Origin of the sequence: Kitasatospora albolonga (assembly GCF_039535905.1) — a bacterium.
Taxonomy (GTDB): domain Bacteria; phylum Actinomycetota; class Actinomycetes; order Streptomycetales; family Streptomycetaceae; genus Kitasatospora; species Kitasatospora albolonga.
In genome coordinates this window covers 26058-44563 of the sequence record NZ_BAAAYB010000072.1, presented here as the reverse complement: position 1 = coordinate 44563, position 18506 = coordinate 26058, and the positions used below count along the sequence as shown (strand labels likewise).

Annotated in this window: 15 protein-coding genes and 1 pseudogene; 10 read left to right on the top strand and 6 right to left on the bottom strand. The window is 70.5% G+C overall.

Translation table 11 applies throughout. The features are described from left to right. Together ABD946_RS17675 and ABD946_RS17670 are read right to left on the bottom strand one after the other, a co-directional pair. Positions 1-179, bottom strand: a pseudogene (locus ABD946_RS17675) (DUF4865 family protein); the annotation flags it as partial. Between the two features lie 4825 nt (positions 180-5004). Beyond that, positions 5005-5763: a helix-turn-helix domain-containing protein gene (locus ABD946_RS17670; protein WP_345284657.1), complete on the bottom strand. Its 759-nt coding sequence runs from the start codon at positions 5761-5763 to the stop codon at positions 5005-5007. Positions 5764-5971: 208 nt separating this feature from the next. On the opposite strand from ABD946_RS17670, the gene ABD946_RS17665 reads away from it, so the two are divergent. Together ABD946_RS17665 and ABD946_RS17660 are read left to right on the top strand one after the other, a co-directional pair. Beyond that, positions 5972-6145: a hypothetical protein gene (locus ABD946_RS17665; RefSeq protein ID WP_345284655.1), complete on the top strand. Its 174-nt coding sequence runs from the start codon at positions 5972-5974 to the stop codon at positions 6143-6145. Positions 6146-6873: 728 nt separating this feature from the next. After that, positions 6874-7371, top strand: coding sequence for a glycine-rich domain-containing protein (locus tag ABD946_RS17660; RefSeq protein ID WP_345284653.1), 498 nt, complete (start codon positions 6874-6876; stop codon positions 7369-7371). A 404-nt stretch (positions 7372-7775) separates the two neighbouring features. Here the strand turns inward: ABD946_RS17660 and ABD946_RS17655 are convergent, their stop codons facing one another. Together ABD946_RS17655 and ABD946_RS17650 are read right to left on the bottom strand one after the other, a co-directional pair. After that, positions 7776-8804 carry a hypothetical protein gene (locus ABD946_RS17655; protein ID WP_345284651.1) on the bottom strand — a complete coding sequence of 343 codons (1029 nt, stop codon included), beginning with the start codon at positions 8802-8804 and terminating at the stop codon, positions 7776-7778. A 111-nt stretch (positions 8805-8915) separates the two neighbouring features. Next, complete coding sequence (locus ABD946_RS17650) at positions 8916-9446, bottom strand: ArsR/SmtB family transcription factor (protein WP_345284649.1); 531 nt, start codon at positions 9444-9446, stop codon at positions 8916-8918. A 361-nt stretch (positions 9447-9807) separates the two neighbouring features. Here ABD946_RS17650 and ABD946_RS17645 point away from each other — a divergent pair, with 361 nt between their 5' ends. The 7 genes from ABD946_RS17645 to tpg all read left to right on the top strand — a co-directional run bounded on the left by ABD946_RS17645 (position 9808) and on the right by tpg (position 16592). Next, entirely contained in the window at positions 9808-10455 is a 648-nt protein-coding gene (locus ABD946_RS17645; protein WP_380150236.1) for an O-methyltransferase, read from the top strand. A gap of 87 nt (positions 10456-10542) precedes the next feature. Further along, positions 10543-11064: a MarR family winged helix-turn-helix transcriptional regulator gene (locus ABD946_RS17640; protein WP_345284645.1), complete on the top strand. Its 522-nt coding sequence runs from the start codon at positions 10543-10545 to the stop codon at positions 11062-11064. A 108-nt stretch (positions 11065-11172) separates the two neighbouring features. Further along, positions 11173-11712, top strand: a complete 540-nt coding sequence (locus ABD946_RS17635; protein WP_345284643.1) for a hypothetical protein — start codon at positions 11173-11175, stop codon at positions 11710-11712. A gap of 144 nt (positions 11713-11856) precedes the next feature. Continuing rightward, positions 11857-12576, top strand: coding sequence for an NmrA family NAD(P)-binding protein (locus ABD946_RS17630; protein WP_345284641.1), 720 nt, complete (start codon positions 11857-11859; stop codon positions 12574-12576). Positions 12577-13053: 477 nt separating this feature from the next. After that, a complete protein-coding gene (locus ABD946_RS17625) occupies positions 13054-13314 on the top strand; it encodes a hypothetical protein (protein WP_345284639.1) in 261 nt (86 codons plus the stop codon). A gap of 283 nt (positions 13315-13597) precedes the next feature. Continuing rightward, positions 13598-15973 carry a telomere-associated protein Tap gene (gene tap / locus ABD946_RS17620; protein WP_345284637.1) on the top strand — a complete coding sequence of 792 codons (2376 nt, stop codon included), beginning with the start codon at positions 13598-13600 and terminating at the stop codon, positions 15971-15973. A gap of 73 nt (positions 15974-16046) precedes the next feature. Then, the gene (tpg, locus tag ABD946_RS17615; RefSeq protein ID WP_345284635.1) at positions 16047-16592 is read left to right on the top strand and encodes a telomere-protecting terminal protein Tpg; all 546 of its coding nucleotides are present in this window, start codon (positions 16047-16049) and stop codon (positions 16590-16592) included. Positions 16593-16626: 34 nt separating this feature from the next. Here tpg and ABD946_RS17610 read toward each other — a convergent pair whose 3' ends face one another. Next, on the bottom strand, positions 16627-16947 hold the full coding sequence (locus tag ABD946_RS17610) for a DUF1232 domain-containing protein (protein WP_345284633.1): 321 nt from the start codon (positions 16945-16947) through the stop codon (positions 16627-16629). A 268-nt stretch (positions 16948-17215) separates the two neighbouring features. On the opposite strand from ABD946_RS17610, the gene ABD946_RS17605 reads away from it, so the two are divergent. Beyond that, a complete protein-coding gene (locus ABD946_RS17605) occupies positions 17216-17878 on the top strand; it encodes a hypothetical protein (protein WP_345284631.1) in 663 nt (220 codons plus the stop codon). A 24-nt stretch (positions 17879-17902) separates the two neighbouring features. Here the strand turns inward: ABD946_RS17605 and ABD946_RS17600 are convergent, their stop codons facing one another. Next, a complete protein-coding gene (locus tag ABD946_RS17600; RefSeq protein WP_345284629.1) occupies positions 17903-18472 on the bottom strand; it encodes a TetR/AcrR family transcriptional regulator in 570 nt (189 codons plus the stop codon). Positions 18473-18506 lie beyond the last annotated feature (34 nt).

The window sequence follows — 18506 nt, the reverse complement described above, 5'->3', positions numbered from 1 at the left end:
GCCACCGACCAGGAACTGCCATCTCCCGGTGTCGTTCCACAGTATAACGGGGCGTACTGTTCAGCCAGTGATCCCTGCTCGCGCGCGCTCGCGGATCAGGTACGCCTTCATCAGCCCAGACCGGCCCGGTCGTCGAGGGAGTCCCGCCCGACGGCCACCCGCTTGCGGATGATCCCCATGTCGTAGTCGGCGGGCAGGGTGAGCTCGTACTGCTTGCGTACACGGTTGGACTCTCCGGCAGCAAGGCGGTTCGACGGGCCGTCAGGTGATCAGCCTAGTATGCCCCGTCGACCGGGGCGGGGCGGTAACGGCAGGATGTCCCGGCAGACGTGTCACCCGATGATGAGAGGCGGTCCCCCATGGGCCCCGTGTACCCACCCGCGCCCCGGCCACCGCTCCTGGAGCGGGCGGGGTGTGTCTTGCCGAGCGACGAGCGGCGCGCCAGGCGCGAGCGGGCGCCGGCCTGGGAGCGCTTACAAGGACCCAGCAGAAGAACGCAGAAGGGACAAGGACAACGACTGCTGCGACGCCCTCGACTGCGCCGGACGGCTGCACCGACCCCTGTCTTGATCGGGCTTATGTCCCGGTGGTGTTTTCACCTCCGGCCTGCGGGCCGGTTGCTCACCGCCCACCGCCGGTCGCCTCGGCTCCCGGCGGCCGCGCCCTCCCGCCTTCCTGCACACGGCTCGGTGGATCACTACCGCACCCGATCAAGCCCTGGCCGTCGCCGCCTACTGCCCGTACACCCGGAGCTGCTCCACCTACGCCGTGCAGGCCCTGCACCGCCACGGTCGCCCGTGCGCGCCACCCGCCTGACGGCCGGTCGGGCTGCTGCGCTTCTTGCCTCTTGTGTTGGCACCCGGGGTGGCAGCGACCCGGTGCTCGAGTAGTCCTCGTCGCTTCAGTCGGAGTGCAGCGGGGTGGGTGAAGAGCGCCTCGGTGAAGTGGTCACCACGGTGAAGTCGAGGGCGTCGTATAGGCGGACTGCGGTGTCGTTGTCGGCGGGACGTTGAGACGATGTGGTCGGCGGTCTCCGAAGGCGGTTGCAGAGGGCGTGCCCCGCAGGCCGCCGCGCGCGCGCCCGGCAGTAGGGCAGGGCGTTGACGTTGCCGGATCACCGCCACCCGCTGCTGTCCGCCGACCAAGCGTGCACCCCGGCCACGCCGCAAGTCCCGCACCTCGTGCCGGAACGCCCACGTTTCTGGCCGTGTGTCGAGCATAGGTCGTCTAACCAGTTGCCGGGTAGGCGGCGGCGACAGCCCCAGCAGCTCCGGGGGTAGTTAGATCCGGGTGAGCACGGCCGTCTACACGGGACGGGCTCGTGCGGCGATGGTGGGGTTGGGGTCGTCAGCACCATCGCAGGAGCGTGTTCCCGTCCTTCAAAGCTGTGTAGGAAACCTCAGGTCGGCTTCACTGGCGCCCTGGGCAGGGTGCCCCGATGAAGCGTCGCGGCTTTAGCACCGGCAGCAGCGCGGCGGCCGTTCTCCGCCCCCGCCGCCCGCTCCGGTCGGCGTGCCGAAGCTAGCACCGGGTCGCGTCCTACGCCGACGGCGTACGGCAGTGGGGGGGGGGGCCACAGGTGCCCCGTTCGTGAGGGTGTACAGCTGGTGTGCTGCAAACAGGTCGTCAGTGTCGGACGAGTTCGACAGGTGCGGCGCCGGGTAGTGGATGCGGCGGCGCCGAGGGGCGCGGTCGGTGGTGCAGGCTGTGCATGGTGCGCGGGAGAAATCCCGGCAGCTACCGGGGTGCGGCCTTGGCGCGGGATCCAGTAGGTAGACCGTTGCCTCACGCATTGCTGCGACAAGTCGGGAGGTGCGTGTGGTTCGATGGCCGCCGAGTGGGGCGGGGATAGCGGTGTGATGGAGGGGCCAGCTCCGTGTGGTGTTTCTGACGGTTGCACTGTGCGATCCGGCGCAGTGGCGGGGTCCCTGACTGTCGTGCTGCATGCGGTTCACGTGCACCCTCCGGGGCTCCCGGTGGAGTGATCCCACCCCTCGGTGATCCACGCTTATGTGGCGTGACGCCCGTGCGCGTGTTGGAAGGGATTGAGCGAAACCCTGAGGCGGTCAGTTAGGGGCAATGTCAGTATGGGGTCTGCCGTTGAGCCGGTCCTGATATGTGGGACGGTGCAAATCGCTGGGTTGGCCTGTCGTCACTGTTTCACCTCGCGTCACGCGACAGAGCCGGGCTGGGCCCCCTATCGGTTTTGTTTTCGTCGTGGGCAGTTCGCGTGGACTAGTCATCCCGATTGTTCTGTGTGCCTTATAGCGGGTGTCGGTGCAGCGCCGTTGCCGCTTGTCCGCCTCGTGGGTGTGTTCAAGAGGACGGCTGTGTGGATGTCCGCAGGTTGGGGCGGGGCCGTGGAGTTTCGGTCCGCGGGGCCCCCAGGCGCTCGTGTCCGGGGTGAGTTCGTTCCTGCTGGTCCGCCTTTGTCAGTCGAGACTTGCTTGCTTGGCCGGTAGGTCGGGTTGAGCTTGGGTGGGGTGAGTGGTGTCCGGGTGCAAGGCGTGTCACTTTGCGCAACAAGGCCACGTTTCGCCGCCCTCTGTCCGTGTGCAGTTTAGTCCTCGTTGCGTTGCTTTCCTCGGGTTTTTGCTTTCGTGGCGGTTTCTCTCACTGGGAGACTGCTTCCACTGCAAGTGGATTTCTGATGTTATGTGCCATCATGGCGGGGCTCCGGACGGATAAGAAGTCATCTCGTTTGGATGAGCCGTCGGGTGCAATTACGGGCTGGCGGTGCGATGCTGGCGAAGCGGCGAAGTTGTCCGGCCTTGCGTTTCGTCTTCTTTGCTCTGGTGCGGTGTAGTGTCGCGAAGCCGCCGAGCCAGGCGACGGTGCGCTCTATTCACTCCTAACGGTGTGGCGGCCGAGGCGCTGAGAGGACTCGACGCCCCGCTGGCGATCGGTGCTTGGGATCTGTCCGTCGTCGCAGGTAGGACCGGATGATATCGGTGGTCTGTTAGCCTTTGTCGCCGTGCAGGTTTTTCCGGACGGCGTAGTGGTGCGCCCGCGGGTCCCGTCGTACTCGTGATGTCGGAATCGTTCGGGATGGTGCGGTTCCGCAAAGGAGGTATCTGTTAGTGTGGCCTGGGCTTGTCGTGCATTGTTGGTCTCCGGAGTAGCACCGTCGAGCGAGTTAGGGTTATCCGAACCGGTACGTTTTTTTCGGTGAGCAGGGTGGATCTTCGACCCGTCTTGCCCCGATCGACACGGATTCGGGGACCTTGTCTTGTTTCCAGCCTTTTCAGGGCCCTCATGTAGTCACTGAGTATCGACCGCGCAGCTGGACCAGTCCAGCTTGGCCGCCGCGAGCCGAGCTTCGTCCAGGAGGGACGCGTGGTCGTCTTTGGGCCGCCACACCTGGCCTTTGCTCGCCACTCTGTGGTTAACGCGTCCGGTGTGGTCGCGTGGTGAGGCCCGGGACGGCCTTCGACGGCAGGGCTGTGCAAGTTTGAGCCCGGGACGCTACGCTCTCCGAGTTCGCGGACGACAACCCGAGTCGGCGGCTCTAGCCACATCATCCGTGCGCGGTCCCCCGTGTGGCGTCGCCGGCCTAACCATCCCTGCTTGGGTCGGTGTCACCGGATCGTGTCTCCGTCACCAGGTTTCTTAGGGTTCTTCTGTGGACCAACGTGGGAACAACCCCAGCAGGTGAGCGTGCGTTAGTCCCGGTCGATCCAGCCGGGCTGTTCATACGATTCAGCAGGCCCGGCAGCTACTATATCTTCAACACTAATGTCCCACCCAAGGGGATGAATATGGTCTTCTAATGACCGCAGCCCTCGTGACAGGAGCCCTCGAACGTGACCTTCTTGTGTTTCTTCTTCCCTCGCGACTTCGAAGACTTCTGTCCAACATCGGACTTCCCCCGCCAACCTCGAACCGAAAGAATACAAGTTGGCGGAGCTCAGAGGTGGGCCGTCATGGTCCGGAAGGCCGCGGAAGCTTCGTATGCCTGCGGCACCATTGAGCTGGATGACTTTATGAAGCTCTGTCGTTCGGGGGGCAATGTCACAAGATTACTACACCCTTGTGTTCGGTTCCGTTTTACGTGCTTTACGCCACATCTACCTTGTTCTTGCTTTCTAGATTATCGTATTCGTAGCTGCATTGAGTCTTCGGTTGTGTGCCTTGTTCAGGACCACTAGTTTGCTTGGGTGTCCTGTATTTCTTTCTTCTGCTGGATAGCGACCTGTTTCTCCTCCGTCATCGTGACAGACTGCTTGATGGTGTGAGTTGTGTTCGCGGCCAGCCGGTTGTGCGAAGATGTGTGGTCGCTAATTTAGATATCTCTTAGTTTCAGGTGATAGTACTACTAGCGAGGTGCCTCAACTCAGTACTGGGTGGTCCTAGCTGCCGTGTAGCGGGTGCGGTCGCCCTTAACGGAGGTGTCCGAGTGTCTGAGGAGGTGGATTCGCGTGACGGGAACCCGCTAGGCCTAGTTAGGGACCGCGCGTCTGTGATGGACCCAACGTCAGCTTCCGGCGGCGTGCTGCCGAACGCCGAGGCCTTCTCACCGTGGCTATTTCCGTGGTGGCCCCTGTGTCTTCGGTGCTTCGTTGTGGCATATCTGGTAACACTGTCGAAGCGTGCGGCTGAAGGTTGGGTGATATCTCGACTCTGCTCAGCTCGCGCCGTTCCCCCCGGGAAAAAGGTGGACCGTGTTAAAGAAAAAATAAAAAGGCTGTGGCCCGTCGGGGTCCTTTGTCTGTTCATCGGACGGGGTCGGTAATTGCCTTGGGCGAGGATGGTGTGGGGCGAGGGTGAGCTCGTCGACGACTCTCTCTGAGGATCCGCACTTGCCAGGCCCGCATGCTTGTGGTTGTCCATCTAACACTTTGGATGTTGCTGTGGCTGCTTCGTTCAAAAAAAAAAAAAGGTGACCGAGGTGTAAGGGTAGAACAACCACAAAGCAGCCCTGGAGGCGAACCGCTCGCCTTCATGATCCTCATGCTTTCGTCTCCTTCAAGATCGAGGCAATTCGCTCCCGCGACTGAGGCACCGTCAACGCCACGGTCCGCAAGTGATCGTAGAGACGTACGGCTTTCCGGAAGAAGTCGGGAGACGCGAGTATCGTCCCGTCGTGGGATTCTCCACGTACACCACACCCGGGCTCTCCGAGAACGCTAGGATCGTGAGGACTCCACCCATCCCCTGGTGAGCACCGATCTCCCGGGGAAGTACCTGGATCTCCACATCGAGTTCCGCCTTCGCGTCGATCAGGAACTCCAGCTGCTCCCGCATCACCGCTGGCCCGCCGATCTGACGCCGCAACACGAACTCGTCGACGATGAACCAGCAGGTCGGCGCGTCAGCCGCGCGCAGGCGCTCCTGCCGCTGGAGCCGCAGTGCCAACTTCTCCTCGGGGTTCGGTACTTGCGCCTCCCAGATGACCTCGCGGGCGTACGCCTCCGTCTGCAGGAGACCGCTGACCAACTGAATTTCGAGGCTGCGAATGTCCTCGGCCCGCTTCTCGTGCTCGGTGTAGTCGAGCAGGTAAGGCTCGTGGAACGCCTGCTGGACCAATGGCCACAGCCGGGACAGCCCGCCATGTGCGTTGAGGACCTGGTCGAGTCGGTCGAGGAGTTCCTTCTTCGGTGCCCGCCGCGCTCGTTCGACGAGGCCGATCGTGTCGGCGGTGTAGCCGAGGAGTTCGCCGACCTGGTCCTGGCTCAGGCCGGCCCGGTCACGGTAGGCGCGGATCTCGTTCGCGACGAACGCCAGCGGGGTCGACGCGGGATCGACTGGTTTCGGGCTTCCCATCGGTCCCCTCCGGTGGTCCGACAGTGTTGGTTGTCGGACAGACAGCGCCGTGGCGGTGGTGGAGGATGCCCCTCCAGGCGGGACCCGACAGTTCGAGGTGTCGGGCCGTCACACCTGGTGATCGTAGCGCTGCGTGCCGATGCTGATACCCAGAACGAGCCAACGGGCAAGGCTGCAGGCCGAAGCCCGCCGGACGAATGGGTGCAGCATGACCAAGCAGTGGACGATCCCGGACCGACGGACGGCGATCCCCGGCTACGACCAGCGGGTCGGCTCCGCCGACTTCGAAACCTTCGCCACCGACTACCGCAACGGCTGGCAGGCGCGGGGTCGGATGCGCTGCACCGACCCGATGGCCAAGGGATCCGGGAGCGACCAGTGACGGCGGTCCCTCCGCCGAGACCGCCGGCCCCCGCCCCGCCCGGCTGCCTCGCCTGCGTCTGGCTCGACAGCATCGAACGCCAGCAAGCCGCCCCAGACGCGCCGATCCTGATGGACCCGTCGAAGATCGCCGACGCCCGGCGGCACGACTGTGATCCGGCAGAACGGGCTACCGCGGCCGAGGTTGCGGTGAGGATCGAAGCGGCGATGGCCGTCGTCTGGCAACGGCACGCGGCCCTCCGGACCCGGATCAGCCAGCCCCGGCGGTCAGCATGACCGCACCGAACGACGCCTCGTGGATCTCGATCCGCGTCTACGACCGCCGCCCTGACGGCACGGCAGCCGAGCGGGCACCCCGGCAGCGCTACGACGGTGACCTCGCTGCAGGTCTTCGCGAGTACCCGCCGTGCGAGTGCCCCGGCCCGTGCCCCCTGCGAGGCGAACGGCCGTGACCGACGACGATCGGTTCGCCCGGCGGCGGCGTGAGGCCCTGTACTGGGTCCTGCTCGCGCTCGTCGGCACGGCCGTTCTGCTCGGCGCCCTCACCCGCTGAGCACCCCCTTGAACTCCCGGCAGGAGATGTCGAGTTCTACTGCCGGGCTGCACAACGCCCGTCTCGGCCAGCCACAACCCTGGCAGGTCCGCTAGTCGAGACGGGCGAGGCTCCACCGCACGACCCGAGGCACTGGACGGTGCCCCGGAATCGACATGATGCGAGGAGACATCAGTATGTCCGAAACGATCGACGTCCGAATGCTGCTCACCCCCGACCAGTTCGACCTGGTCGTCCACACCGTGCAGGACAACAACCCCGGCATGGCGCAGGAGCTGGCGGAGCGCATCGTCACCGACGCGCTCAAGTTCGTCGCCACCGCCCGCACCTTCCCGAAGGTGCCGATCACGCCGTCCAACGTCGTGGACGAGGGCTGGCACGCGCTGATCCTCCACACCAGCACGTACGCCGAACTCTGCGGCAGGCTCGGCGGGTTCGTCCACCACTACCCGGAGCGGCCAGACCCCTACCGGCACGACGAGGGTGTCCTGCTGCGGACCGTCGCCCTGATCGAGGAGGCCGGCTACACCGCCGACCGTGAGCTGTGGCTCAGCCCGACGCGGGACCTCGTCGCCGTCGCCGCTGCGCAGTGCTCGCACACGCCGGTGCCGGGCGGGTGGCGGTCCGATCAACCCCGGCGCGTGCGCCTCGCACTGCTCCGGCGGCGGAGGTGAGGGTGGTGGCAGCGGTGCGACCCAAGGCATGTGAGCCCCGCTAGCCTGAGACTCCATCAACACGGGAGGCGGGGCCGATGAACGAGGACGAAGCCGAGCGGGCAGCGAGCGAACTGCGACGCCAGGGCCCTTCGAGGGGTGGCCGGGCCCTTGGACCCTGACCATCCGGAGGGCGAGTGGCGGGTGTTCGACGGCGCGGACCCGGCGACCCGGCGGGAGATCACCGACGCGACGGTACATGTCCGGCGGGTCGGGCCTCGGCGCGGCTTCGTCCTACCGTCCAACCCCTGACCGACTGACTGTGACCGCCACCCAGTAGGACCGGGTGGCGGTCACAGTTGGTCGGCGATGGCCTGGGCGGCGCCGGCCGGCGGTCGACCTCCCGGAGGCGGTCAGCCCGGTTCTCAGGACGGATCGGCACAACGGTTGGTGAGGCCGAGAGCCCAGGCGACGGTGGTGAACGGCAGCCGGTCGAGGTAGGGCCACGGGTCGATGGTGTCGTTCGGGCGGGTGCCGAGGACGCCGACCCACGGCGGCCGGAGCCAGCGGTCGACCGGGACTGTGATGCAGTGCAGGTGATACGCGGCCCGCCTCCATCCGAGGGGCTGCGGCCACTGGGTGGCGAGGCGGTCCTCGGCGAGGATGAGGGTCCCCTGGGCGGCGTGGTGGGTGGCGCACCGGCCGTGGCGGCCCGGGCGGACGGAGGGCTGGCGGCGGGTCAGCGCTTGGTGGCGAAGACCTCCAGCTGGCCCTTCGCCTGGGCCTCGACCGCCAGCTGGGCACCGATCATGACCTGCGGGGAGCCGGTCTCCTTGGACGGGCAGAAGCGGGCGTCCTTGACCGGGACGGAGATGAAGAGGGCCTCCTCGTTGCGGACCAGGACCAGCTGGTTGCCGGTGGCGCACTCCGCGTTGGGGGGCGCTGGGCGGGGAGGAGAGCCAGCTGACGGCCTGGTAGAGGCTTTCGCCCGGGCCGATGACGGTCGCGTTCGCCCGGTCGGTGACGAACTTGACGTCGCCGATCACGCCGGTGACCAGCTTGTGGAAGGTGCCGGCCCCGTCGGTGCGCACGTCGGCCGGGCCGTAGAGCTTGCACGGCTTGGCGGAGACGTTGGTCAGCTTGATGACGCCGGACCAGCGGGGGGAGGCGCTCTTGTCCAGTCCGGTCAGCACGCCGGTGACGTCGGTCTCCTTCTCGGAGCCGCCGCAGGACGGGGCGTCGGGCCGGCCGGTCGAGGTGGGCGTGGTTGAGGTCGGAGCGGGGACGGTCGGCGACGCGCCGCCGCCCGTGGCCGCCGAGGGAGCGGAGCCGGAGGCCGTGGGGGAGGCCTTGGTGTCACCGGCCGCCACCGGGCTCCCGGTGGAACTGCAGGCGCTGAGCGCGAGGACCGCGCAGGCCAGGGCGGTGGTGGCGGTGAGGTGACGGTTCTTCAAGGAGGGCTCCCAGGACGGTGAACGGCCCGCTGCTCGGACGGGTCCACACCCAGTACGTTCCGGGCGGGTGGTTCGGTTGCATCCGCGAGCCGGATTTCTGTCGGTGGTCCGTCAGGCGCCGTCGGCGGGGAGGCGCGGGACGTCCGCCCGGTAGAGGCTGACGAGCAGGCCGAAGGCCTCGCCGTGCTCGGGATCCTGGCCGGGGTGGGCGGCCCGGGTCTCGATGGAGCGGGCGAGTTCGCGGGCCTGCTCGGGGGTGAGCCAGAGGTGGCTGAGGCGGGTGTGGGTGGTGTCGTCCCGCTCGGGCAGCATCTCGGCGAGCGCGGCCTCCACCAGGAATCGGGCCCCGCCGCCCTCCTCCTCCGGCAGTCGGAAGCCCCGGCTGACCAGCGCGAAGTACTGCTCGGTGCCGCCCCGCACCTGCCGGGTCTCGGCGACCCGGACCAGCCCGGCGTCCTGGAGCACCCGGACGTGGTGGCTGACGGTGCCCTTGGCCAGGCCGGTGGCCTCCGCCAACTGCCGCAGGGTGGCCGGGCGCTGGCGCAGCGCGTTGACCATCTTGTGGCGGACGGGGTGGCCGAGGGCCTTGAAGTGCGCGGGGGAGTCGAGCGTCAGCGGCTCGTCGTCCTCGGGGGGTTCCATGCGGAAAGTGTCCATGGAATTCGACGCTTTGACAATCGGGCCCCTCGCGCCCCAGACTCCTGCTCGACCGGAAGCGTCCGTATCCGTCGACACTTTCAACGGGGGGAACCGCATGCCCATCTCCACCGCCCGCATCGCCACCGACCGCGCCGACCTCCTGCGGGCCGCCCTGCCCCTGGGGCCCGACGGCCGCCTGGCCCTGGCCGGTGGCGTCTGCACCGTCACCGCCACGGCGGACGGCCTCGAACTGACCGCCACCGCGCCGGACTCCGCCTCCCTGGAGGAGATCCGACGCACCGTCACCCGCCTGTCGGCCGACGGGCCGGCGGTGGAGTGGGGCGCCCCGTACGGCGGGGACAGCCTGGAGACCACCCACCCGGTCGCCGCCGAGTACGTGCTGGCCCACTGCACCCCCGCCGACCAGGTGCTGCGCGAGCTGGAGGCCGAGACCCGCGCCCTCACCGGCGGGGCCGCCCGGATGCAGGTCTCGCACGACGAGGGCGCGTTCCTGACCCTGTTGACCCGGCTGGTCGGAGCCCGCCGCGCCGTCGAGGTCGGAGTCTTCACCGGGTACTCCTCGCTCTGCATCGCCCGCGGCCTGGCCGACGGGGGCCGTCTGCTGGCCTGCGACGTCAACGAGGAGTGGGGATCGATCGCCCGCCGCCACTGGGAGCGGGCCGGCGTCGCGGACCGGATCGACCTGGTGATCGCTCCCGCCCTGGACACCCTGCGTGCCCTGCCCGACGCGCCCGAGCTCGACCTCGCCTTCGTGGACGCCGACAAGGCCGGCTACCCCGCCTACTACGAGGAGCTCGTGCCCCGGCTGCGCCCGGGCGGCCTGATCGTGCTGGACAACGTCTTCCTCGGCGGCCGCGTCCTCGACCCGGCCTTCGACGGGCCGGACCACCGCGCGATCCGCGAGCTCAACGCCTTCGTCGCGGCCGACCCCCGGGTGGAGGCGGTCATGCTGCCGCTGCGCGACGGGGTGACGGTCGCCCGCAAGCGCTGAGCCGTCCGGGGCGGTCCCGCGCGACACGGCGGGTCGTTTCGCGGAAGTCCTTGACCGAGGAGCTGGTTAGGCGCCATATTACTTCTCGTGACCCCGCAGTCCGCATTCGACCCTGGCGCCCCGAGCCTCGATCAGGCGCGCCGCCAGATCTCCCGATACGGCCTCGCGGCCGACCCGCAGGCGGTGCTCGTCGCTGCCCGGCTGATGGCGGCCGGCACCCGAGTCAGCCAGGCGGGCGAGGTGCACTTCGGCCGCTTCGGCCTCTCCACCGGCCGGTACCGGCTGCTCGCCGACCTGGAGGACCACGGCGGTGAGAAGTCGCCGTCCCAGCTCGCGGCCGGCCTCGGGGTCTCCCGGGCGACCGTGACCGGGCTGGTCGACGGTCTGGAGCGGGAAGGCCTGGTGGCCAGACGCCCGTCCGCGGAGGACGGGCGCGGCAACGTGGTGATCCTCACCGCGCGCGGGGCCGACCGGCTGCGCACGCTGGCTCCGGAGCACTTCGCCCGGATGCAGGCGATGGTCGGCGGGCTCTCCGAGGAGGAGCGCGCCACCTTCCTCGACCTGCTGGCCCGTGTGGTGGCGGGCGTTGACGCACTCACCGAAGACTGACTCCCGCTCAGGCGGGCCGCATGGCGGCCCGCCTTCCTTCGACCCTATTAGTTAGGGACCTAAGTACAAGTCTTGGGCCTCCCGTCGACCAATGGAAAGAGACCGTTCATGCGGACGAGAACTCCTGACGCTCCGGCGCCGTACGTCCTGTGGAAGGAGGTGCTGCCCGCCTACCTCATGCCCGCCGTGATGGCGAGCGCCGGCGGCTTCGCCTCCGGCCAGCCGCAGTTGGTGGCCGCCGCCCTCACCACCATCGGCGGCTCCTCCGCCCTGGTGGCCGGCGCCCTCACCGTCGCCCTGCACCGCCGCCCCGTGCCGGCCCGCCCGCCGCGGACCCCGCGGCTGCTCGCGGCCCTCGCCACGGGCCTCGCCGGCGCCGCCGCCGGCCTGGCCGTCGGCCTCGCCGCCTCCCAGCTGCTGCCGCTGATCCCCGCGCTCGACGGCAGCCCGTGGCCGGGCCGGCTGCCCGCCGACTTCGCGATCTCGTCCGCGATAGCCGGCACCATCGCGACCTTCCGCTGGCGCGGCAGCCGCGCCGCGCAGCGGGCTGCCGCCGCAGCCGCCACTGATTCCGCTACCGCTACCGCTACCGCTTCCGCCACCGCCGAGCCTGCTCAGGCTCCGCTCCTCGAAGGGCAGCCCTCGTGATCGTCGTCATGGGCGCAGCCGGCGCCACCGGCAGCGCCACGCTGCACGCACTCGCCGCCCGCGGCGTGCCGACCCGCTCCCTCACCCGCGACCCCCGACGGACTCGCTTCGTCGCTGGACGGCTCCGTCCTCGCCACCACGGAGGTGCTGGCCGCCGACGCCGCCGACCCGGACTCGCTGCGGGCCGCCTTCAAGGGCGCCGAGCAGCTCTTCCTCACCATGGCCAACGGGCCGCAGCAGGTGCGGTACGAGCTGAACGCCGTCGAGGCCGCCCTCGACAGCGGGATCCGACACGTCGTCAAGATCTCCGCACCGGCCGCCGAGGCGGACTCGCCGGTCGAGGTCTCCCGCGGCCACCACCTCATCGAGGAGCGGCTGCGCGCGACCGGCATCACCACCACGGTCCTGCGGCCGTACGCCTTCCTGCAGAAGCTGCTGCTCCTGGCGCCCGGCATCGCCGCGGCGGGCGTGGTGACCGGCGCGATGGGCGTGGCGCGCTGCAACTACGTGGACGTCCGCGACATCGGCGAGCTCGCCGCCGAGACCCTCATCCGCCCCGAACTGGCCGGCGGCACCTACCCGCTGACCGGACCCCGGGCCTACAGCTACCCCGAACTCGTGGATTTCCTGGGGGAGTTGCTCGGTCGGACGGTCCGCTACGTGGACCTTGGGCCGGACGGCCTGCGGGCTCACCTGATCGAGCGGGCCGCGATGCCGGAGTGGTTGGCCACCCACGTGGTGGAGATCCAGCAGCTGGCGGTGGTCCGGGAGGAGCGGCCGGACGACACCTTCCGGCGGGTCACCGGGCGGGAGCCCCGGACCCTGGAGGCCTTCCTCGCCGAGAACCTCCACGTCTTCCGCTGACGAGTGGCGGAGGTGGGGGTGTGATCCTCCCTTCGGGTGGGTTGAGGTTCGGTGGGCGGCGGTGGCGGGCAGAGCCCGTTCCGTGACGAACTCATCCTCCGCAGCCTCCGCAGGGCGCCGGTCGCGCCCCCGCCGCCGCCCGTCCCGCCCCGCCGTCGGCCTGCAGGCCCACCGCGCCCCGGTGCCGCCACGGCACACCGGCCGGGGCGGGTGCTGCCGGACCTGGTCCAGCGAACGCCGCGAGCGGAGCGGCCGCGTCGTGCGCACCACGTGGCACGAACCGGCCTGCAAGGCCGCGGCGGGACAGTGCGGGTGACGGACCCTCACGGCCCGCGCGGTGGCGGGCGGTTCGCCGTGGGGGAGAGGGCACTCGGCGTGCGGCCGAATGGGTGGGTTCGGGGGCCGTACGGTTCGGTGTTCGGCTGAACGAGTTACGGAGCGTGACTTTCCGCTGACCCGTTTGCCATGATCGGACTCATGCGAACCTTCGGTAAGGCGTTCGGCGCCTTCATTGCGGCATGCGCTCTCTCGGCTCTCCCCACCACCGCCTTCGCGGACAACGCCGCCGGTCAGTCCGGCAGCGGCAACGTCGCCATCGGTCAGGGCTCCGGCGCCGACGGCGGCGGCGTCTCCTCCAACTACGCGAACGTCACCTCGGTGACCGCCACCGGCTCCAACGTCGGCAACAACCTCGACCTCTGGCCCGGCGCGGTGCTGGTCGTACCGACCGGCCACTGAGGCCGGAAGCCCGACCCATCTGAGACCACCCGAGGGTCCCGGCCGTAGCGCTACGGCCGGGACCCTCCGTCGTTCCCGCCCGGCGGCCGGCGACCCCTTCGGCGCCGGAGGTCCGTCCTGACGGCGGAGGTGCACCGAGATCGTCGGGAGCAGGGAGATCGCTTGCTAGGGTCTGGTACCTGACCCCGCTCGCCGGTCGAGGCGCCGGGGCAGGTGGGAGGACGTTCGGGAGGTCGGTCCCGGGCGGTCTGAGACGGCGTCAGAGAGGGATCAGGAGACGGACATGACCGGTGCCTCGCCGCAGCAGACCCCGGACGCGATCGACGCGTTGCTCGGCGCCGGTCCCCGGCGGGCCGTCCCGCTACCCGAACCGGCCGAGCGCAAGCGGCTGCGCACCGAGTACGGGCTGACCAAGGCGGAGACCGCGGCGGCCCTGGACGTCAGCGCCGGGACGCTCACCGCCTGGGAGTCCGGGCAGCGCGAACCGCAGGGGGAGGGGCGCGCGGCGTACGCGCGGCTGTTGGAGGGCTTGGCGGCCCGGCTCGCCCCGCCGCCGCCCGGTCCCTCATCCGCGCCGGTCACCGCGGGCGCTCCGGCAGATCCCGTTCCGGCAACTCCGGCTCCGGCCGCGGCCGGTGAGGTCGTGGTGGAGCTGGACCGGACCGCCACGGGGGAGCTGGTGGTCGCGGAGCCGCAGGCGTGCGTGCGGTGCGGACGTCCGACCCCGTACCGCGCGCAGGGCCGTCCGGTGCACATGGGCGGCTGGTGCACCCCGGCCGTCTCCGCTCCGGTGCAGGTCTCCGCTCCGCCGCAGGAGGCTGCTCCGGCGCAGGTCGCCGTCCCCACCGGCGTGCCGCAGGCCGCGGCTGCCGCGCCTTCGGCTCCCGCCGCGCCGCGCCCGCGTACGGCCGTGCGCTCCCGACCCGCCGCGCCCAGGAAGGCCCCCGCCAAGTCCGTGGCCGCGCAGTCGGACTGGGAGCGGGCGGCCGCGGCCCGCTTCCCGGCCGGCCCGCTCGCCGTGCTCGACGTCGCCGCCGACGGCCGGGGGCTGGTGGCGTACCTCGCGGACGGTTCCCCGGCCGCGACCGCGCCGGACGCCCGTACGGCCGCCGCCGCCGTCGAGTGGGCGCTGGAGGCCGGACTCGGGCAGGGGAGGCTGCACCGGCACGGCCGCGACGGCGATCCGCTGCTGGTCCTCACCGACACCGCGCTCGCGGAGCTCGGCCTGCCCAGCGCCGGCCGTGACGAGAAGCAGGACTTCGTTCCGCGCCTGGGCCAACTCCCCAAGAACCACAAGGCGGTGAAGGCGCTGGAGAAGGCCGGCTGGCTGCTCACCCAGCGCGGTCTCGGCCCGTGGGCCCGGATCTACCGCACGCCGGAGGACGGCCGTCGCCAGTGCGTCCAGCTCTGCGTGCCGGCCTGGGGCGCCCTCGCCTCCGGCGGCTGGTCCGTCCCCGACGGCCTGGACGCCCCCGGCCTGGCCCGGCTGCTCGGCACGTACGCCACCCGGGTGCTGACGCCGCGCGGTTCGACGGCCGTCAGCGGTCTGGAGCTGGTGACCTCGCTGCGACCGCCCACGCGGGCGGTGCGCACCGAGAGCGGCTGGACCTCCGGCCCGGTGGAGGGCTCCCGGACGCACGCCTTCGACGCCGCGCCGCCGGAGGTGCCCGACGTCCACCCGCTGGCTCAGGAGCGGGACGGGAACGGCGAGTTGGTGACGGAGGCCTGGGACTGGCACCGGCCGCTCACCCCGGCCGAGAGCGCCCTGCCGTACGCGGTCGGACTGGACGTCAACATGGCCTTCCTCGCGGCGGCCGGCCGTCTCACCCTGCCGCTGTCCGAGCCGGTGCACGAGCTCGCCCCGGCCTTCGACAAGCGGATCCCGGGCAGTTGGCTGGCCGACCTCTCCCAGGTCCCGGTCGACCCACTGCTGCCCAACCCCTTCACCCCGGACGGCAGTTGCCCGACCGGTCCGGCCTGGTACAGCACCGCCAAGCTCGCCTACGCCGCCGAACTCGGCCACCCCGTGCAGCCGGCCGAGGGCTGGCTGCGGCACGAGTCCGGCCCCTACCTCGACCCCTGGCACAAGCACCTGCGGCAGGCCTACGTGGACACCATGGCCGCGCTCGGCATCCCGCTCGACCTGGCCGACACCGACCCGGTCGCCTTCCTCGACGCCATGGCGGGCCTGCGGACGGCCGGCGACCCGGTCGAACTGGCCGTGCTGAGCGCCGTCAAGCAGACGGCCAAGGGCACCATCGGGAAGTTCCGGGAACGGCCGCGCGGCCACGGCTACCGTCCCGGCGAGCGCTGGCCCGCGCTGGAGCGGCCCACCTGGGACCCGTTGATGCGCGCCCTGGTCATCGACACCGCCACCGTCAACCTGCACCGCAAGCTCCGCAAGGCCGCCGCCGAGGGCCGCCACGCCTTCGCGGTGCTCTCCGACTGCGCGGTCTTCGCCTCGCCGGGCCCGGGTGCGCTCGACGTCCTCACCCGGCCCGACGGGGCCGTCAGCGGCGCGCTGCGGCTCGGGGTGAGCCCCGGGCACGTCAAGCACGAGGGCACCCGGCCCATGGCCGAGATCGCCGCGCTGCTCGCCGACGGCGTCAACCCGGCCCGGCACATCAAGACCGGCGGAGCGGTCTCCGCCGACGAGTAGGACGAACCGGTGACCGGCGTCCGTCCGACGCCCCGCCGGCACCACCACCATCCGTACGAGGAGGAGCCGCAGCGTGGGGGAGATCGACGAAGGCCTGGAGCGGGTGGAGCGCACCCGGCCGATCCCGCAGTCCCTGGGCGCCCGGCTGCGGTTCCTGCTCAAGGGGCACAAGGGCTCCACCAAGGCCCTGGCCGCCGAACTCGGCGTCTCCCAGCGCACCGTCCAGCGGTGGCTCAAGGGCACCTCCACCCCCAAGCCGGCCGCGGCGGCCAAGGTGGAGCAGCGGGTGAGGGCGAAGTGGCAGCCGAGGGTGCGTCAGCGGGTGCGGCGCGACGCGGAGAAGCGCGGGTTCATGCTGCACCTCCAGGCCCGCTTCGGCTTCACCTCCTCCGCCGGCTCCACCGACGACCCGCGCCCGCGCACCCTCACCCAGCTGATGCCCGGCGAGGTCGCCGCCCGCCTCTACGCCGCCCGTGACGCCGGGGCGACCCAGGCCCAGCAGGAGCAGATCCTCGCCGACGCCCTCGGCGACCACTACTTCAAGGACGGCGGCCACCGCGCCGCGGGCCTGGGCGTCGAACTGACCGACCTGGAGTGGCTTGACATCGAGCAGCTGTAGCGAGCGGTGAGTGCGAGGTCGTCATGCGAGGTCGTCAGGCGGCGTCGCGGCCGGCCTCGCGGTCGGCGTCCGGCGGGGAGTGCGGGCCTGGGCGGAGTGCCGCCTGGTGGAGGGAGCGCAGGGCCAGCAGCAGGAGGCCGATGTCGTCGAGCAGGATCGGGTCGGGCAGCAGGTCCACGGGGCTGACGAGATAAGCGATCGACCCCCAGAACAGGACCTTGTTCGACATCGGGATCCCCGAGGCCGTCAGGACCTTGCGGGCCTGGACCAGTTTCACCAGCAGCACGGCCGCCACCACCATGCAGGCGACCACCAGCGCGCCGGCCAGCCACCAGAACACACCGCCGCCGTCCATCCGCGTCCCCGCCCTTCTCCCGTTCCGATCGGGTCCCGTCAGCCTGCCCTCTTCCCTGCGGACCATACACACCTGTCGGCGGCCCGTGGGGAGTGTGAGGTGCCGAGCCGCTGGTGGGGTGTGCGTCAACGGTGCTGTGGGGGCGGGTAGTTGGCTGGTTCGGTGATGTGTCGGGGCGGTGTGTCTCTGGGACAGTGGAAGAGCTGGTAGGCCGCGGCCGAGTGTTCCGGTGGGGGGACCCGGCGCGGCTCGTGATGGGGGTACCGTCATGGCCACTGCCGCGATCAACGGCAACGTCGTCACCGTCGACATCGACTCCACGCCGCCGCTGCGGCTCGACATGTCCCTGCAGCGCCACTCCTACCGCCACTGCGGCACGGCCGCCACCGCCGCAGGGGTCAACAGCCTGCTCCACGCGAGCGTCGACGACGCGACGATCGTGGCGGAGGCGCTGGAGGTCGGCGGCCTGCTGGAGACCCTGCTGGCGAGCTCCAAAGGGAAGTGGGGCCCGCTGTTCGGCCGGAGCCTGACGGTCACCTCGGGCCGCACCTACCTGGTCGACAACTCCGGGCTGGTGCCCGGCGCCGCCCCCAACCACTTCTTCGTCACCGGCGGCCGCGCGGTGTGGGCGGGCATGACCCAGGCCGAGTTCCTCGCGGCCCGGGACGTCCGGAGGGTCGAGGACGAGTTGCAGCAGCGCCGCACGGCGGGCGACACCTACCCGTACCTGGACGCCAAGCGCTTCGCCGCGAAGGAGGCGGAGCCGGGGCCGGGCGGTGCGGCGGGCGTGGCGGGGCGCGGTGGTGCGGTGAACCCGGTGGTGCGGGCGGTGGTCGCGGCCCGGGTCAGCATCGTCGGCGTGGACAGCACGCGGTTGGCGACGCTCTCCGGCCGGGGCGACATCGTGGCGCTGATCGTCAACCGGGGGTAGTGCCGGGGAGGCCGCGGCCGGGAGTCACGGGCGCGTCGCGTGGACGGTCCGCACCAGGGCGGTCATGACGTCGACCGCCTGCTCGTTGGTGAGCTGCTGGTCGCGGCACAGGGAGTGCCAGGTGGTGAAGGCGGCGGCGTGGCCGATGACGGCCGTGCGGACGGGGTCGTGCGGCCGGGGCCAGGCGTCCGCGAGGGTGTCGACGTAGCGGCGGAAGGCGCCGAGTCGCAGGTCGCGGACGGCCGGCGGCACGACGTGCTGGTCGCGGTGGACCAGGGCGAGCATCGCCTCGCCCTCGCGGTAGTGACGGTAGAGGTCGGCGAGTCCGACGGCCAGGCGCTCGACGGGGTCGGCGATCCGGGCCCAGCCGTCGGGGTCGGGCAGGGTCTGCCGGGCGAGCCAGTGCGCGGAGCAGGCCGTGAACAGGGCCGTGTCGTCGGGGAAGTGGCGGTAGACGGTCAGCCGGGTCACACCGGCGCGCTCGGCGATGGCCGCGATGCTGGTGGCGGCGGGGCCGGCGGTGCCGTGCAGGTGCACGGCGGCCTCCACGATCCGCTGCCGGGTGCGGTCCACGTCCTCGGCGCGTTTGCGCATCTCGTAGCCACGCGGTTTCGGTGAACGCTGCTGT

What these genes read in the sequence shown, in the direction of transcription:
- ABD946_RS17670 (WP_345284657.1), bottom strand. Translation starts at nt 5,763, where the DNA reads ATGGGAAGCCCGAAACCAGTCGATCCCGCGTCGACCCCGCTGGCGTTC.
- ABD946_RS17665 (WP_345284655.1), top strand. Translation starts at nt 5,972, where the DNA reads ATGACCAAGCAGTGGACGATCCCGGACCGACGGACGGCGATCCCCGGC.
- ABD946_RS17660 (WP_345284653.1), top strand. Translation starts at nt 6,874, where the DNA reads ATGTCCGAAACGATCGACGTCCGAATGCTGCTCACCCCCGACCAGTTC.
- ABD946_RS17650 (WP_345284649.1), bottom strand. Translation starts at nt 9,446, where the DNA reads ATGGAACCCCCCGAGGACGACGAGCCGCTGACGCTCGACTCCCCCGCG.
- ABD946_RS17635 (WP_345284643.1), top strand. Translation starts at nt 11,173, where the DNA reads ATGCGGACGAGAACTCCTGACGCTCCGGCGCCGTACGTCCTGTGGAAG.
- ABD946_RS17625 (WP_345284639.1), top strand. Translation starts at nt 13,054, where the DNA reads ATGCGAACCTTCGGTAAGGCGTTCGGCGCCTTCATTGCGGCATGCGCT.
- tap (WP_345284637.1), top strand. Translation starts at nt 13,598, where the DNA reads ATGACCGGTGCCTCGCCGCAGCAGACCCCGGACGCGATCGACGCGTTG.
- ABD946_RS17610 (WP_345284633.1), bottom strand. Translation starts at nt 16,947, where the DNA reads ATGGACGGCGGCGGTGTGTTCTGGTGGCTGGCCGGCGCGCTGGTGGTC.
- ABD946_RS17605 (WP_345284631.1), top strand. Translation starts at nt 17,216, where the DNA reads ATGGCCACTGCCGCGATCAACGGCAACGTCGTCACCGTCGACATCGAC.
- ABD946_RS17600 (WP_345284629.1), bottom strand. Translation starts at nt 18,472, where the DNA reads ATGCGCAAACGCGCCGAGGACGTGGACCGCACCCGGCAGCGGATCGTG.